Source organism: Pedobacter sp. HDW13, from assembly GCF_011303555.1.
GTDB lineage: Bacteria > Bacteroidota > Bacteroidia > Sphingobacteriales > Sphingobacteriaceae > Pedobacter.
Genome location: NZ_CP049868.1, coordinates 5,903,918 through 5,920,615, shown reverse-complemented (window position 1 = coordinate 5,920,615; position 16,698 = coordinate 5,903,918). Strand labels below are relative to the sequence as shown.

Annotated in this window: 14 protein-coding genes; 7 read left to right on the top strand and 7 right to left on the bottom strand. The window is 38.4% G+C overall.

What is annotated here, in order from left to right; genetic code table 11:
- Positions 1-77: 77 nt before the first annotated feature.
- Both G7074_RS24590 and G7074_RS24585 read right to left on the bottom strand, forming a co-directional pair.
- Positions 78-521, bottom strand: a complete 444-nt coding sequence (locus G7074_RS24590; RefSeq protein ID WP_124559932.1) for a GNAT family N-acetyltransferase — start codon at positions 519-521, stop codon at positions 78-80.
- 136 nt (positions 522-657) lie between these two features.
- Positions 658-1,149 (bottom strand): YajQ family cyclic di-GMP-binding protein, encoded by a 492-nt coding sequence (locus tag G7074_RS24585; RefSeq protein ID WP_113948827.1) that lies wholly within the window; start codon positions 1,147-1,149, stop codon positions 658-660.
- 76 nt (positions 1,150-1,225) lie between these two features.
- Between G7074_RS24585 and G7074_RS24580 the strand changes: the two genes are divergently transcribed.
- The 3 genes from G7074_RS24580 to G7074_RS24570 all read left to right on the top strand — a co-directional run bounded on the left by G7074_RS24580 (position 1,226) and on the right by G7074_RS24570 (position 4,867).
- Entirely contained in the window at positions 1,226-1,825 is a 600-nt protein-coding gene (locus tag G7074_RS24580; RefSeq protein ID WP_166211842.1) for a hypothetical protein, read from the top strand.
- A 100-nt stretch (positions 1,826-1,925) separates the two neighbouring features.
- Entirely contained in the window at positions 1,926-3,986 is a 2,061-nt protein-coding gene (gene ppk1, locus G7074_RS24575; RefSeq protein WP_124559935.1) for a polyphosphate kinase 1, read from the top strand.
- A complete protein-coding gene (locus G7074_RS24570) occupies positions 3,986-4,867 on the top strand; it encodes an exopolyphosphatase (protein WP_124559936.1) in 882 nt (293 codons plus the stop codon). Before ppk1 ends, G7074_RS24570 begins: the two co-directional genes overlap by 1 nt.
- Before the next feature lie 45 nt (positions 4,868-4,912).
- Here G7074_RS24570 and G7074_RS24565 read toward each other — a convergent pair whose 3' ends face one another.
- From G7074_RS24565 to G7074_RS24545, 5 genes are all read right to left on the bottom strand, one after another.
- Complete coding sequence (locus G7074_RS24565) at positions 4,913-5,269, bottom strand: DUF5655 domain-containing protein (protein ID WP_124559937.1); 357 nt, start codon at positions 5,267-5,269, stop codon at positions 4,913-4,915.
- A 6-nt stretch (positions 5,270-5,275) separates the two neighbouring features.
- Positions 5,276-6,001, bottom strand: coding sequence for a 6-phosphogluconolactonase (pgl, locus tag G7074_RS24560; protein WP_124559938.1), 726 nt, complete (start codon positions 5,999-6,001; stop codon positions 5,276-5,278).
- Positions 6,002-6,110: 109 nt separating this feature from the next.
- Positions 6,111-7,625, bottom strand: a complete 1,515-nt coding sequence (gene zwf, locus G7074_RS24555; RefSeq protein WP_124559939.1) for a glucose-6-phosphate dehydrogenase — start codon at positions 7,623-7,625, stop codon at positions 6,111-6,113.
- A 30-nt stretch (positions 7,626-7,655) separates the two neighbouring features.
- A complete protein-coding gene (gene gndA / locus G7074_RS24550) occupies positions 7,656-9,071 on the bottom strand; it encodes an NADP-dependent phosphogluconate dehydrogenase (RefSeq protein WP_124559940.1) in 1,416 nt (471 codons plus the stop codon).
- Between the two features lie 101 nt (positions 9,072-9,172).
- Positions 9,173-9,931, bottom strand: coding sequence for an ROK family protein (locus G7074_RS24545; RefSeq protein ID WP_124559941.1), 759 nt, complete (start codon positions 9,929-9,931; stop codon positions 9,173-9,175).
- Positions 9,932-10,034: 103 nt separating this feature from the next.
- Between G7074_RS24545 and G7074_RS24540 the strand changes: the two genes are divergently transcribed.
- From G7074_RS24540 to G7074_RS24525, 4 genes are all read left to right on the top strand, one after another.
- Entirely contained in the window at positions 10,035-11,324 is a 1,290-nt protein-coding gene (locus G7074_RS24540) for a sterol desaturase family protein (RefSeq protein ID WP_240916402.1), read from the top strand.
- 63 nt (positions 11,325-11,387) lie between these two features.
- Positions 11,388-11,954: an RNA polymerase sigma factor gene (locus tag G7074_RS24535; protein WP_124559942.1), complete on the top strand. Its 567-nt coding sequence runs from the start codon at positions 11,388-11,390 to the stop codon at positions 11,952-11,954.
- A gap of 123 nt (positions 11,955-12,077) precedes the next feature.
- Positions 12,078-13,082, top strand: a complete 1,005-nt coding sequence (locus G7074_RS24530) for a FecR family protein (RefSeq protein WP_166211839.1) — start codon at positions 12,078-12,080, stop codon at positions 13,080-13,082.
- Between the two features lie 119 nt (positions 13,083-13,201).
- Positions 13,202-16,696, top strand: coding sequence for a SusC/RagA family TonB-linked outer membrane protein (locus tag G7074_RS24525; protein ID WP_233603871.1), 3,495 nt, complete (start codon positions 13,202-13,204; stop codon positions 16,694-16,696).
- Positions 16,697-16,698: the final 2 nt, after the last annotated feature.

Here is a 16,698-nt window from a genome sequence, read left to right as displayed (position 1 = left end):
GATGTTTTCGGCACATTCCAAATAAAAAAATCCAGAAGGTTTTTCATCTGGATTGTATGTTTTTAAAATAAGTTAATTTATTTAGGCTCGCTGTAAATATTGGGGATTACAATACCCATTTGCCTTTCGGGGTTTTCGATTGCTGCAAAGCCAAACTGTTCGTACAAGCCATGTGCATCTAAAGTAGCCAGCTGGTAGCGGCGCAGCCCCTGCAAATCGGAGTGGAAGATCATAAACGACATCAGTTTTTTAGATAAACCTTGTCCACGGTAATTTTCCGCTACGTAAACATCACAAAGCCAGGCAAATGTTGCCTTATCAGTTACCCAACGGGCAAAACCCACCTGTTCCTGGTTTTTATAGATACCAAAACAAAGTGAATTTGCAATTGAGCGTTTTACCGTTTCTAACGGGATATTTTTTGCCCAGTACGATTCTACACTTAAATAATGGTGTATGGCTTCGATATTTAAAAGCTCCTTTTTATCAGAGAATATGAATCCGTTTTCGCTGATTTCCATTTTTTTAGGTTAATCGGTTAAGCGTATCTAATGGTTAATCGGTTAATTGTATAAATTGGTTAACTGATGGAATCCACCAAAACAGTTAACCGATTAACCAGTTTAAACAGTTAACCATCTAAGACAGTTAACCCTATTAGTTACGCATATTAATATACTGCAATGGTTGTCCGAAATCTTCGCCCCGGCATAAACTGATCACCGCCTGTAAATCATCGATTTTTTTAGCGGTAACCCTTACCTGATCATCCATGATAGAGGGTTGTACTTTTAAGCCGCTGGCTTTGATCTTCGCAACCACTTTTTTGGCGGCTTCTTTGTCTAATCCTTCTTTAATGCTGATTTCTTTGCGGATCATATTGCCCGAAGCCTGTTGTTCGTCGCCAAAATCTAAACTTTTTGGATCAAGGTTCTGTTTCATCATCCTTGAAATGATCGAATCTTCAATGGCTTTTAAACGCATATCATCTTCGGTAACAATGGTGATTACGTTTGCTTTTTTATCCAGATCGATGGTGCTTTTCGAACCGTTAAAGTCGTATCTGTTAAGGATTTCTTTTTTTGCATTGTTAACGGCATTGTCGAGCGTTTGCGCATCAACTTTACTTACTATATCAAAAGAAGGCATGGTTTTAGCTTTAAAGTAAAAAAATAAGTAGATTTAGTAGAAATTATTCTGTCCTCACAAAAAAACGAAAAATAATATGAAAACCACTAAACCGAAGTCTCAAAAAAAGATAACGAAAAAGGAAGTTAAGAAACAATTGGAGCAATCTATCACCGACAAATTTCTGGAAGTAATCAAAAGTTTAGGTCATGATGTATCGGAAATCAGTGTGGAAGTAGGGAAAGCCAGTAAGCGCGTTGCAAAAAAACTGACCAAGAAATTTACCATTGTAAAAGCCGAGGTTGGACAAAAAATAGATGATCTGGTACATTCATCAAAAGAGAAAGCTAAAGAAGTTAAAAAAACGGCGGCAAAGCCATTAAGTAAATCGGAAAAAACTGCCGAAAAAACGGTTAAAAAAGCAGTTGCTAAAGCTAAACCCGTGGTACAGAGTGTGAAAGTTGCCGCAATTGCCACCGAAGAAAAAGTCGAAAAAGTACTGGCCAAACCAGCTGCAGCAGTTAAAGAGGTTGTGACGAAAGTAGCCCCAGCCGTTAAAAAAGCTGTGCCCGCAAGTAAGGTACCTGCAAAAACGGTAACTGCTCCGAAAACCGAAAAGGCTGCTCCAGTTAAGAAAACAACAACAAAAGCCGCCACACCAGTTAAGAAAACAACTAAAACACCAGCCAAAAAATAAATTTGTTAACGTTAATGCGTCAATTAATTAACATCGATTTAACAAATTAATATGCAGTTTTGAACATCCCTGTTTTGGCAGGGATTTTTTATTTTTTTAAATGAGTAAGAAGAAGATACCGTTTTTTAACCGCGAAATTAGCTGGCTTTATTTTAATGAGCGTGTGCTGCAGGAAGCAGCCGATGAAACTGTGCCGCTAATTGAACGCATTAAGTTTCTTTCTATCTTTTCGTCAAATTTAGAAGAGTTTTACCGCGTTCGTGTAGCTACCATGACCCGGTTGACTAATCTGAACGATAAAGCCAAAGCACTCTTAGGATTTAACCCTAAAAAAATCCTGAATGAGATTAAAAACATAGTCGTAAAACAGGAACGCAAATTTGATCAGCTTTTTCAGGCAACCCTAATTAATGAGCTGGCTCAGAACCGGATTTTTATTTTAAACGATACTCAGCTCAATGTGAGTCGGGGCGAGTTTGTTAAAAACCATTTCAGAGATAAAATCTTATCGAATCTGGTACCCATTATGCTGGATATGGATAAACCTTTTCCCGAATTAAAGGATAGGTTTTTGTATTTCTTCGTTAAATTATCGAAAAAGGATACCAAGTTAAGGGAAAAATATGCCCTGATCGAAATTCCGCCCAGTTTACCGCGCTTTCTCGTTCTCCCCGAAACAAACGATTTAAAATTTATCATCATGGCCGAAGATATTATCCGCTATTGCCTGGACGATATCTTCTATATTTTTACTTACGATAATTTAGAAGCTTACTCTATTCAGTTAACCCGAGATGCGGAGCTGGATATTGATAACAATGTGAGTGATAAGTTTATCGAAGACCTTAAAAACAGCCTTGAAAAGCGTAAAAAAGGTAAACCGATGCGTTTGTTATACGATTCGGCCATGCCTTTAAATATGCTTACTGTTTTGGTTAACAAACTAAAATTGGAGGCCGAGAGTTTAATTCCGGGTAACCGCTACCACAAATTTGGAGATTTTATTGCTTTCCCAAATGTGGGTAAAAAGGAATTGGAGTATACGCCTAATGTTCCGCTAAAAGTGCGCGATTTGCATCGTACGCAAAGTGTTTTTGCCAAGGTTGCACAAAGGGATTATCTGGTTAACCTGCCATACCAATCGTACGATTATATCATTTTGTTTCTTCGCGAAGCGGCTATCGATCCTAAAGTAACCGAAATACAGATTACACTTTATCGTTTGGCCGAAAATTCGAAAGTAATCAATGCTTTAATCAACGCTGCTAAAAACGGTAAAACTGTTTCGGTTGTACTAGAACTTAAAGCCCGTTTTGATGAGCAGGCCAACATTTTCTGGACAACCCGTTTAATGGAAGAAGGCGTAAAGGTAAATTATGGCCTTACCGATTATAAAGTGCACTCAAAAATCTGTCTGATTAAACGGATAGAGAAAGATAAGCCAGTATATTACGCCAATCTGGCTACCGGTAACTTTAACGAGAAAACAGCAGGTTTATATTGCGACCATAGTATTTTTACGGCCAGAAAGGAAATTACCAACGATTTGGTGAAACTTTTCGATGCCCTGAACAAAAGAACGGTTACTGGTGGCTTTAAGCATTTAATTGTTTCGCCATTAGAAAGCCGGTCGAAATTGGTTAATTTCATTAACCGCGAAATTAGAAATGCCAAAGCCGGCAAAATTGCTTATATCTTGCTTAAAGTGAATAGTTTGGCTGATGAAGGTATTATAGCTAAGCTTTACGATGCCAGCAATGCAGGTGTTAAAATTCAACTGATTGTGCGTGGTATTTGTTGCTTAATTCCGGGTGTTAAGGGCTTTAGCGAAAATATTACGGCCATCAGCATTATCGATAAGTTTTTAGAGCATGCACGTGTTTACATTTTCGGTAATAACGGCAAAAACGATATGTATTTATCATCAGCCGATTTGATGAGCCGGAATTTTGAACACCGCGTAGAGGTAGGTTTTCCGGTACTGGACCAGGATGTTAAACAGGAGATACAGGATATTATTGATCTGCAATTGCAGGATAATACCAAATCGAGGCAAATTAATGCCCTAAACAACAATAAATACCATAAAAACAGATTAAGTAAAAAAATAAGAGCGCAGGTAGACATCTACAACTATTTAAAAACCAAGCATCAATCATAATGTTAAGATACGCAGCTATAGATATCGGTTCGAACGCCGTGAGGTTACTCATTGCCGATATCAGCAAACAGGACGGAAAATACAAATACAAGAAAAATACACTCATCCGTGTGCCATTAAGGCTTGGCGATGATGCTTTTTTGGATCAGCATATTTCTGAGAAAAAATCGGCAGATCTGGTAAAAACCATGACGGCTTTTAAAAACCTGATGGATGTTTATCACGTTTCCGAATACCTGGCCTGTGCAACTTCAGCTATGCGTGAAGCCAACAACGGACAGGATATTGTAAAGCTGATTAAGCAACAAACCGATGTGACGCTGGAAATTATCGAAGGACAACGTGAAGCCAATATTATTTACGCCAACCATATTGAAGAGGAACTGGATGAGAATAAAACCTACCTGTACATTGATGTAGGTGGTGGTAGTACCGAATTATCTGTCTTTGTAAAGGGGGTGCCCGAGGCTTCGAGATCGTTCAATATCGGTACCATCAGGATGCTTGATAATCAGGATAAGGAAGAAACCTGGGATGAAATGAAAGACTGGGTAAAAGAGCATACCAAAGCTTACAAACATTTGGCTGGTATTGGAACGGGTGGAAACATTAACAAGCTTTTCCGCATGTCGGACGAGAAGGAAAACGCGCCTTTGTCACTGCAAAAGCTCAATGCGATGTACAATAAGTTAACCAGTTACTCCTTAAAGGAACGGATCAACACTTTGGGCTTAAATCCTGATCGTGCCGATGTAATTATTCCAGCCTGCGAGATTTACCTGACCTTAATGAAATGGACGGGCATTAAGCAAATTTATGTGCCGAAGGTAGGATTAGCTGATGGTATCATTAAGCTGTTGATAGAAGAAAAACTGGATTAAGTTGGTTGCTAGTTCTTGGTTCGTGTCTGCACGAGCCAAGGCCAGCTAGTCGTTTTCCATAGCCATTTTCAGAAATCCTTTCACTTCATCATTTACATCTTCTTCAAAAAAGATCCTTAAATGATGGTTAAACTGATTGGTTCCAGGTACCTGTACAATTTTGGTAAAGCAAAGGTTGTCTTCATAAGCTTTATCGAAAGGAATAACGACATGGATGAAATTTTTACCCAGTTGGGTAATGTAGGCAAAGCTTTTTTTGCCTTCAATGGCAACCATCGATTTAGTAGGACGTAAGTTAACTGTGCCCAACCCGGTAAGTTGTGCAATAAAAAAACGGAATAACCCTAAGGTATATTCCGTTTTTCCGTTTAAAAAGTCTGATAATTGTTGCTCGTCAGACATGGTATTTTAATCTTCTAATAATTTTGTAGCTGCCTCGTCGGTAAACCAGGTTAATTTTCCGTCAATTGGATTGATCAGTTGAGAAGGGTAGGTATTTACATCTTTCTGCTCATCGCCAATCACGTGCTTTAAAGCCTCAGCCTTATTCTCGCCGAAAACTAAAAAGGCCACATTATCTGCCTTGTTAATTAATGGTGCAGTAAAGCTGATGCGATAGGTATCTAATTTCTCAACAAATACCGAAGCTACGTTTACCTCCTCATCTTTAACCAAAGTAGTATGTGGGAAGATAGATGCCGTGTGTGCATCATCGCCCATACCTAAAAGAATAAGATCGAACGCAATATCTTCGCCATTAAAATGCTTATCAATTGCTTTTTTATATTCTATAGCCGCTTTTTCAGGTGCTAAAGTGGTATCTACATAAAAAATATGATCTTCTTTAATGCCCAATGGATCTAAAATTGCTTTTTTAGCCATTAATCCATTGTAGTTATCATCGTTGGCGGGTACATTACGCTCATCGCCGAAAAAGAAATAAACTTTTTCCCAGTCAATTCTGTGTTGGCACTCTGTAGCCAAAAGGTGATATAAGGCTTTTGGAGAACTTCCTCCGGTTAAAACAAAATTGAAGCGATCGTTTTCTTCAATCGACATTTCAGCGATTTTGATTACGTAGTCAGCTAAATCCTGGTTTAACTCTTCGAGGGTTTTGTATATAAGTAGATTCATTTTTATAAGTTAATCGTCATTGCGAGGTACGAAGCAATCTTAAAGCGTCTGGTTTTGAACAACAAACGTAGTAGGATTGCTTCGTACCTCGCAATGACGGGTTTTTTGTTTAATCCTTATTCTTCAGTGGCAGGTTAAACCAATGGAAACCATCTCTTGCAATCAGTGCTTCAGCTTCTTCAGGTCCCCAGCTATCGGCAGGGTAGTTAGGGAAATTGATTGATTTTTTGCTTTCCCAGGTGTTTAAGATCGGCATCACCAATTCCCAAGCTGCTTCTACTTGATCGCCGCGCATAAACAGGGTTTGATCGCCCATCATTGCATCCAGTAACAAAGTTTCGTAAGCTTCGGGGGTATCACCTTCGTAAGTTCCTTTGTAATCGAAAACCATATCAACCGGGTTTAATACCATATCTAATCCAGGACGTTTAGCCTGTACTTGCATACGGATACTCATTTCTGGCTGAATACTGATTACCAAACGGTTTTGTTGCCAGTTTTCAGTTACACCTGAAGAGAAAATCTGGTGTGGTACATCTCTGAACTGGATAGTAATTAACGATGAAGTTTGGTTTAAGCGTTTTCCTGTTCTTAAGTAGAACGGAATGCCCTGCCATCTCCAGTTATCGATATGGAACTTAACCGCCGCAAATGTTTCTGTATTTGAATGATCATCAACACCTTTCTCCTGACGGTAACCCGGAACCTCCTTGCCTTCAACCCAGCCTTTGCTGTATTGACCACGAACGGTATGGAAACGGATATCTTCGGCAGAGAATGGACGCATGGCTTTTAAAACTTCTACCTTACGGTTTCTGATCTCATCGGCGTCAAAATTAATCGGGGCTTCCATTCCAATCAGGCAGAGTAGCTGTAACAAGTGATTCTGGATCATGTCTCTTAAAGCACCCGAACCTTCATAGTAACCACCACGATCTCCAACACCCAACTGTTCGGTTACTGAAATCTGTACGTGGTCGATATAAGATCTGTTCCAAAGTGGTTCGAATAACGCATTAGCGAAACGGAAAGCCATCATGTTCTGAACAGTTTCCTTACCTAAATAATGATCGATACGGTAGATCTGTTTTTCGGTAAAAATGGTGCTCAATAAAGTATTCAGCTCTTTTGCAGATTCTAAATCATGACCGAAAGGTTTTTCGATTACGATTCTGCTGTTATCTTCATCTTGCGTAAGTTTATATTTCTGTAAACACTCGGCAATAATAGGGAAGAAGTTAGGTGCAACGGCAAGGTAGAAAATTACCTGTGTGCCAACACCATATTCTTTCTGGTATTTTTCTACTGCTGCTTTAAGGTTTTCGAATGTTTTAGGCTGCGCAAAATCAGTTGGGCAATAGTGAATGGTGTTTCCAAAATCATCCCATCTGTCTTTTTTAACTTTTCCGCTACGCGAAAATTGGTTAACAGCATCTTCCAGGGCAGCTTTGTAGCTATCATCAGTAAATTCGGTTCTACCGGTACCAATAATGGCAAACTTATTTGGCATGTAACCCTCCATAAATAAATTGTATAGGGCAGGCGCTAATTTTCTTTTGTTTAAATCACCTGTTCCGCCAAATATTACGAATATGGTCGGGTTTAATGCGGTTTTAGTTTTCATTTTATTTTTTCTCCGTGAGTCTAGTATAGTTTATGATAATTTATTCCAATCGGCATGGAAAACACCATCTTTATCAATACGTTCAAAAGTGTGTGCCCCAAAGAAATCTCTTTGAGCTTGTATTAAATTAGAAGGCATACGGCCAGTGGTAATGGTATCGAAATAGGTTAGCGTAGAAGCAAATGCAGGGATGCCTAAGCCAGAGTTAATACAGGCAGCTATTGTTTTGCGTGTTCCCGCTAAAGTACCTTTAATGATCTGCTGGATTCCGGCATCACCAAAAAGGTGTTCTAAAGCATTGTTGTTATCGTAAGCTTTATAGATATCGGCTAAGAAAGTAGCTCTGATGATACAGCCACCACGCCAGATTTTTGCTATTTCCTGCAATTGTAAATCGTACTGGTATTCTTTTGATGCCTGCACCAATAAGTGCATACCTTGTGCATAAGCGCTGATCATAGAGAAATAGAAAGCATCTTCTAATTCTTCAACGGTAACATCGATTTTAGTGTCTTTTTTACCAAATGCTTCTTCAAGCGATACCCTTAATTTTTTAAACTTAGATAAATCTCGGTTAGAAACAGCTTCGTTAATGGTTGGTACAGGTAACTGAAGTTCCATAGAAACTTCTGAAGTCCATTTTCCGGTTCCCTTTGAACGAGCCTCGTCTTTAATCTGATCTAAAAGATCGTTTTGGGTTTCAGTATCTTTAACCAAGAAAATTTCCGCAGTAATTTCTAGCAAGAAGGACTGCAATTTACCTTCATTCCATTTTTTGAATACCTTATAAATCTCCTCGTTCGAATAACCCAGGCCATTTTTAAGAATACCATATACTTCGGCAATCAGTTCCATAATGGCATACTCGATACCATTGTGTACCATTTTTACAAAGTGACCAGAAGCACCCGGGCCAATGTAAGTTACGCAAGGATCGGTACCAACTTTAGCTGCTACGGCATCAAAAACATCTTTTACTACGTTGTAGGCCTGTTTATCACCGCCTGGCATCATACTCGGACCGAAACGCGCACCTTCTTCACCACCAGAAATACCCATACCAAAGAAATGTAAACCATCTTTTTCAAGTTCATCTACACGGCGGTTAGTATCGGTAAAATGTGAGTTTCCGCTATCGATAATAATATCGCCTTTACTTAAAAGTGGTTTCAATTCGGCAATAACGCTATCTACAATCGGGCCTGCAGGTACCAATAAAATCAGGGTACGCGGTGTTTGTAAGCTCGAAATAAAGCTTTCAATGTTGTTAAATCCTTCCAGCTGATGTGCTTTGCCTTCTTCTTCAAGCTTAGCAATCATTTTGGTGTCTTTATCATAACCGGTTACCGAGAAACCTTTATCAGCCATGTTTAACAAAAGGTTACGGCCCATAGTGCCTAAACCAATCATTCCCAATTTATATTTTTTCGAATCGTTATTTGCCATTTTTTATTTTTTTGAATGCACCCAAAAATAGGGTTTACAAATTAATATTGCAGATTTTGTTGTTAAAAGATTGTAATAAACAGTGAATTTATAAAGTAGTGCTATTTTTTTGGAGATACCGTGAAAATATTGTACTTATCGGCCAGTTTCCAGAGTTTTGCACCACCTTTAATGCCATCGCGGTTGGTTACAATCTTAATATTACTTTCGAGTTTAAAATCAATCTGCTTCGAATTACCACCACCTATGTAGAGCGTATCGTAATTAAATACTGTTTTATAGGTTTCGATTACCTTTTTTAGCCTTTTGTTCCAGCGCTCAGCACCAATTTTTTCAAAGGCTTTATTGCCAATATAATCGTCGTAATCTTCTTCTTTACTAATGGGAAAGTGGGCCAGTTCTAAGTGAGGCAACAGTTCGCCATCAAATAATAAAGCTGTACCAAAGCCTGTACCTACGGTAAAAACAATTTCAAAGCCTTTGCCAGCTACCACGCCCAAACCTTGCTGGTCGGCATCGTTAACCAAACGCACGGGGTGCCCCAATACATTGGCTACGCGCTGTGCCAGATCTATATCTTCCCACTTGTTTTTAGCCAGGTTAGGGGCCGTTTTAACCACGCCATTTTTAACATAACCTGGAAAACCAATCGAAATCCGGTTGTAGGTTTGAGGGAAAGGTTTTACCAGTTCTGCTATTCCGCTAACAATATCCTTAGGTGTAGCCTCTGGCGGTGTTTTACTTTTTACATATTCGTTAAGCATGTTGCCGCTTTCATCCAACAGCACCGATTTAATACTTGTGCCGCCAATATCGATAGATAATATATTGTTATTGTCAACTTTTTTCTGTGTAGCCATAGTATGTATTTATGGGATCGAAGTTCTGCAAATATTTTAAAACGGCAAACTATAAATAGATATAGTAGTAATCAATATGTAATAAAATAAATCTATAAAATCTATGTATTTAGTAGAATATATTTATGTTTGCAGCGTTAAACTTAAAAATATTAAAACTGTTATGACGGTAAACTACCTTGCATTTGCTATTCCTGCGTTTTTTATTTTCGTTTTTATTGAATTTAAAATAGCTCAGCACCAAAAGAGGGCTAAGGTTTTTAAATACGAAAGTACAGTGGCAAATTTTAGTGTAGGTATTGCCGAGCGTTTATTGAATTTGTTTATAGCAGCCAGTTTTTATCAGGTATACCAATGGGTATATGCAAATTATGCCTTGTTTAATATTTCTACAGCCTGGTACGTGTGGATTTTATTACTGCTATCAACCGATTTGGTTTGGTACTGGTACCACAGGTTAGGGCACGAAATTAACTTTTTATGGGCGGCACATATAGTACACCACCAAAGCGAAGAATTTAATCTTTCTGCAGCCGCACGGATTACGACTATTCAGGCCGTTTTTCGCAATGTTTTTTGGTGTATACTGCCGTTAATCGGTTTTCATCCCAATATGATTATTGCCATATTATTGGCACATGGGGCTTATTCTTTTTTTACGCATACACAACTAATTGGCAAAATTGGCTGGCTGGAAAACGTACTGATTACGCCTTCATTGCATGGCGTGCATCATGCATCGGATGAAAAATACCTGGATAAAAATTATGGCGATGTTTTTGTTTTTTGGGATAAGCTTTTCGGGACTTTCCAAGCTGAAGAGGAAGCTCCTAAGTATGGGTTAACGCATCCCATTAAAAGTTATAGCTTTTTGTGGCAACATTTTCATTATTACCTCGAGATAGGAGAGGCTTACAGGCGAGCAAGTGGTTTTAAGGCCAAGTGGAATGCTGTTTTTGGAAGCCCGGCCTTAATGGATCAGAATATCAGGCCGGTTTTGGAAAAGCGTTATTTCCAGGATAAGATAGCACCTGCCAGTAAACCTACATTCAAAATCTATTTAAATTTACAGCTTTTGCTGGTGGTAGATTTGTTAACCTTTGCCACCATGTATTACCAATTTCTAACTGGGGTTAATAAAGCGGCTATTTTAAGTTTTATCCTCATTACTCTCGTTAACATCGGCGCATTGTTAGAACAGCGCAGGTGGATTTATTACCTGGAATGTTTTAGGCTGATTGTGCTTTTTGCTTTCTTTTTTTACCAGTTTAATATTCTGGAGTTACTCATATTTCCAGTTGTGGGATTAATTATTTTGGAACGTGTTTTTTCGTTGAACAAGCTGTATAAGAAATATGTTTTTAAATATGAATCCAACCAAATTAATACATAGGTAACCTAAACGCAAAGTCTTCTTAATAATTCCCTAACGTTAGCAGTCTAATTTTGCTACCAGATGAAGGATATGTATTTTGGCAAAAGTGACGAAGATTTAGTGTCTTTGTTAATCAATGAGGATAGTCTTGCTCTTGAAACCCTATTCAACAGGTATTACCCCGCCTTATGTAAGTTTACATCTATTTACATCAGGGATTATAACAAAGCTGAAGAACTTATAGCAGATTTGTTTATGAAACTGTGGGACAAACGGAATGAGCTACAGATCAAATCGATCAGGAAATATCTTTTTGCTTCGGCCAAGAATCTTTCATTTAACGAAATACAACGGGTGAAATTAAATACCCTCAGTTTAAACGATCATGAAGATAGCTTAAATTATCCCGATACTTACTTAAATCCACACGATCTGCTTGCTAGTCGCGAATCATATTCTGAGATTATAAATTTAATTAATTTATTGCCTGGGCGCCAGCGCGAGGTACTTTTAATGAGCCGGATAGACTTGCTCGAAAAAAATATGATTTCGGAAATATTGGGAATATCTGTAAGAACCGTAGAAACACTATTGTATCAGGCTGTAAAAAGCTTCAGGCATCTCGCGGCTGACAGATCGGCCATTTAATCCGTTATTTTAATTCGATGTTACCTTTTTAATGGTGTTAACATTTTATTAATCTAAACTTAACTTTTTTAACTACGTATTCTTTCCGTTTCTGCTGTCTTACCCATAGAACAGCATAATTAAATGGACGAACATTATTATAAATTAATTGAAGATTACAGCAAGAAAACTATCCGAAGCGAAGATCTTACCGATTTATTGATCTGGGTTGACAGCAATCAGCAAAACCAACAACTTTTTAGGGAAACCCTTCAGGCTTTCGAAACAGCAGATCAATTTTTGAACAAGCCGGCAAATCAACATAAAAGCTGGGCAGCCATTCAGCAGCACACGGCAAAAAATACGTCTGTTCAGGCCGCAGTGATTAGCAAGCTAAACTACCGCAGGTACATCAGCATTGCCGCTGCAATTGTTATTTTAATGTTGCCAGTCATCTATTTTAATGTAAACCGTTCAAAACCTGTTGTTAGTATTGCCTACCATCAAATTTATAATCCAAAAGGCCAGAAAAGACTAGTAACCATGCCCGATGGATCGAATATTTACCTGAATGGGGATAGTAAAATCCGTTATGCCCAAAACTTTAATACAGGTAAAAGAATAGTTTACCTGGAAGGTGAAGCTTTTTTTGATGTGCAGCATCGGGATAAACAGCCATTTGTGGTTTATATCGGAAAGGTTAGTACGACCGTTTTAGGTACCTCATTTAACATTAACGCCTATACATCTGCCAAAACCATCAGCATTACTGTACAAACCGGTAAGGTAGGCGTAATTGTTAAAAATAAAGGCAAAGCAGATCCGGTTAAATTTCTTTTACCTAACGAACAGCTAAACATTATAAAAGAAAGTGGGGTGGCCACAAGAGAGGTGGTAAATGCAGTTGATTTTGACAGCTGGCGGGAGTATAAGCTGTTTTTTTATGATAAACCGCTTAGCGAGATTGCCGATGTCATAGCGCGCGAGTATGATGTGGAAGTGGAAATTAAAAGCAAAAGCTTAAAAGCAATGAAACTTACCGCAAAATTTAACAAGAGTGCCGTAAACCAGGTTATGGAAGTTATTGCCAAACTATCTGGTTCAAAATATAAAATCTATGAAAACAAGGTAATTATTTATGAACAATAAATTATGAAAGTAGATATGATATAAAGGTTACAAAAATGAAAATGGTCCGAAATGCTGGACACATTCCGGACCCGGAAAACTGTTTAAACTCATTTGAAAAAGTAAAACTTAGTAAAGATATGAAAATTAATACCGGGTGGATGAAAAACATCCATCAGTATCACTCAAAACTGATCATAATGATGGTATTCATTGCCGTTAGTATGTTCTCGATTATGAATAATGCATATGCTCAATCGGATAAGAAAATTTTATTCGAAGCAGATGGAATTACACTGAAAAAAGCTTTTGAAAGTGTAGAGAAGCTTAGCGGAAATACTATTGCTTACAACAATACCCAGTTAAACGATCAGAAAAAGGTTTATGTTTCGCGCGGGCAGCGTTCGGTAGGCGAAGTGATGGACCTGCTTTTAAAGGGATTGCCTTTTAGCTATAAAATAAGCGGTAATAATATTGTAATTACGGCAAAGAACATGAGCACAGGCAAGCTTGCTGGTATTGTTGTAGACGAAGCCAATGTGGCTATACCCGCAGTAACCATAAGGGTTGTAGAGCTAAATTTGTCGGTGCAAACCAATAATAATGGCGAGTTTAACCTCAATGTAACGCCAGGAATTTATACTGTTGAAGCCCGGTTTATTTCGTATGAAATTGCGCGGAAACAATTGATAAAAGTAAGCAATGGATTAACTACAAAAATAAATTTTACGCTTAAATCGGCAGATAATTCGCTTAATGAGGTTGTGGTTACTGCTTTAGGGATTAAACGTGAAGAAAGAGCATTGGGGTACGCCAATACAACCGTTAAAGGCGAAGCGTTAACGAATGCCATTTCGGGTAACTGGTTGGATGCCCTTTCGGGAAAAGTAGCCGGTCTAAATTTAATACGCTCAAATGGAGGTCCTACAGGATCAATTAAGGTAGTTTTACGTGGCGAGAGCGATTTAAGTGGAAGTAGTGAAGCGTTAATCGTAGTTGATGGAGTTGCAATTAGCGGTGGTAGTGGTCGTTCTACGGCAATTGCTGGCGAATCTGTGTACGGAACAAGCAGCGATAATATGCCTGCCGATTACGGTAGTGGTTTAAATGATATTAATCCGGAGGATATAGAATCGGTTTCAATTTTAAAAGGGCCGGGTGCAGCTGCACTTTATGGCGAACGTGGTAGAAATGGTGCTATTTTGATTACCACAAAATCTGGTAATCCAAAACGTAAAGGATTGGGAATTACTGTTAATTCGAATGCTTCTTTCGAGAGCATGAACCGCTCTCCAGATTTACAATATGAATACGGACAGGGTTTAGCCGGTGCCGATTATTATTCGTATGGTGCTGGTGCAGACGGAGCAAGTACGAGTGGTACGAGTTCGGCATATGGACCAAGGTTTAATGGTCAAATGTTTTACCAATACGATCCGGCTACCCAAAAAGTGGGTACCGAAAGAACTCCATGGGTTCCGTATGTAAACGGAGTAAACGATTTTTTTAAAACCGGCCAAACATATACCAATTCGATAAGTGTGGATGGTGGTACCGATAAAACTACGGCCCGTTTCTCATTTACCAATGTAGATAATAAATGGATTACACCAAATACAGGTTACGGACGTAATTCGGTAGCTTTATCGGTTAATTCGAAAGTAAACGATAAGTTAACTATTTCATCTAAAATTAACTATACCAACAAGTTTAGCGATAACTTACCCGGTGCAGGTTATGGCAACCAATCGTTAATGTACTGGTACATTTTCTGGCAACCAAATGCTGATCCAAATGGATTAAGAGATTATTGGAAAACTGGTCAGGAAGGTAGAGCAATTCAATATCCATTTAGTTCATTTCCTGAAAACCCATATGCTATTTCGTACGAATTTATAAATAAATCGATACGAAACGGAATGACTGGAAATGTGCAGGCTGCCTATAGTTTTACTAAGGAATTAAGCTTACAAGTGAGAACATCGCTCGATTTTAGTTACGAGCAACGTGAACAAGATCGTCCGTATGATGCAGGTACTAAATTACCAAAAGGATCATACCGTACGCAAAATATTTATTCGCAGGAAGCCAGTACCGATTTCTTATTAAGATATAACAAAAAAGTAACAAAGGATTTCGAATTAACCGCGACAGCAGGTGGTAGCATGCTTAAGAATAAATACATTAGAGATGAAATCAGAGCCGATTCGTTAATCTATCCAGGCTTGTATTCTTTTTCGAATGCAGCAGGCCCATTGGTAACCTTACCGCTTCGGAATAAATATGCTACCAATAGTTTTTATGGTTTGCTTTCATTAACCTATAAAAATTACCTGTATTTAGATTTAACGGGTAGAAAGGATTGGTCTAGTATTTTGGCAACACCTTCAAGAACAGACAATGTTGGATTCTTTTATCCATCAGCAAGTTTAAGTTTTATTTTATCTGAAGTAGTTAAGTTACCCAAAGTTATTAATTATGCCAAGCTAAGGGCTTCGTATTCGCAAGTAGGTGGTACCACAAATACACCTTACATCACTTCTTATACTTATCCGTCAGCTGCTGGTGGTTTGTATACGGGTGGTGCATTGCAAAACCCAACCATATTACCTAATCCGGATTTGTTACCATTAACCACCAGTACTTACGAGGTGGGTGCCGATATACGTTTGTTTAAGAATCGATTGAATTTTGATTTTGCTATGTATGCTGGTAATTCAAAAAATCAAATTTTATACCGTATTCTGGATCGTTCAACAGGTTATAATCAAATGGTTATCAATGCGGGTCGTGTAGATAACAGAGGTATTGAGCTTGCGGTTAACGGAACGATAATAAAAGGAAAAGATTTTAGCTGGAACGCGAATTTTACCTATGCTGCCAATAGAAATAAGATTGTCGATATAAATGGCGATAGCTCAGTAGTATTAAGAACCGGACCTGTTGCCGGTGGACAGGTTGTAGCGAAGGTTGGCGGTAGCATGGGCGATTTATATGGTCGTGGATTTGTACGTTCTCCTGATGGACAAATTGTGTACGATGCAACTACCGGAACTGCAAAAATTACCGACGATGTTGTTTATTTAGGAAATACATCACCAAAATTTAAAACAAGTTTTGGATCAGAGTTTAGGTACAAACAATTTCGCTTAAACGTATTGTTCGATGCACAGGTTGGTGCAGTAGCACACTCTTTAACCAACTACAAATTAGTGGAGCAAGGAAAAACAACCAATACACTTCCGGGAAGATACAATGGTATAATTGGTACTGGTGTTGTTCAAAATACTAACGGAACATATCGCCCGAATGATGTAGTTGCCTATGATGTTGATGCCTATTACAGGGCGCAAATGGGAGCAGATAACGCTGAAGGAAGTACGTTTAGTACCGATTTCTTAAAATTCAGAGAGGCCCGTTTAGATTATACTTTAACACCTAAATTAACCAGAAAATTAGGTTTACAAAGAGCTTCAGTTGGTGTATACGGTCGTGATTTATTTATCTGGTCGCCATGGCCAATTTTCGATCCGGAGTTTGGTACGCTTTCAGGAACTGATATTGTACAAGGTTTTGAAACAGCACAATTTCCATCAACCAGAACATTTGGGGTAACATTAACGGTTGGTTTTTAATT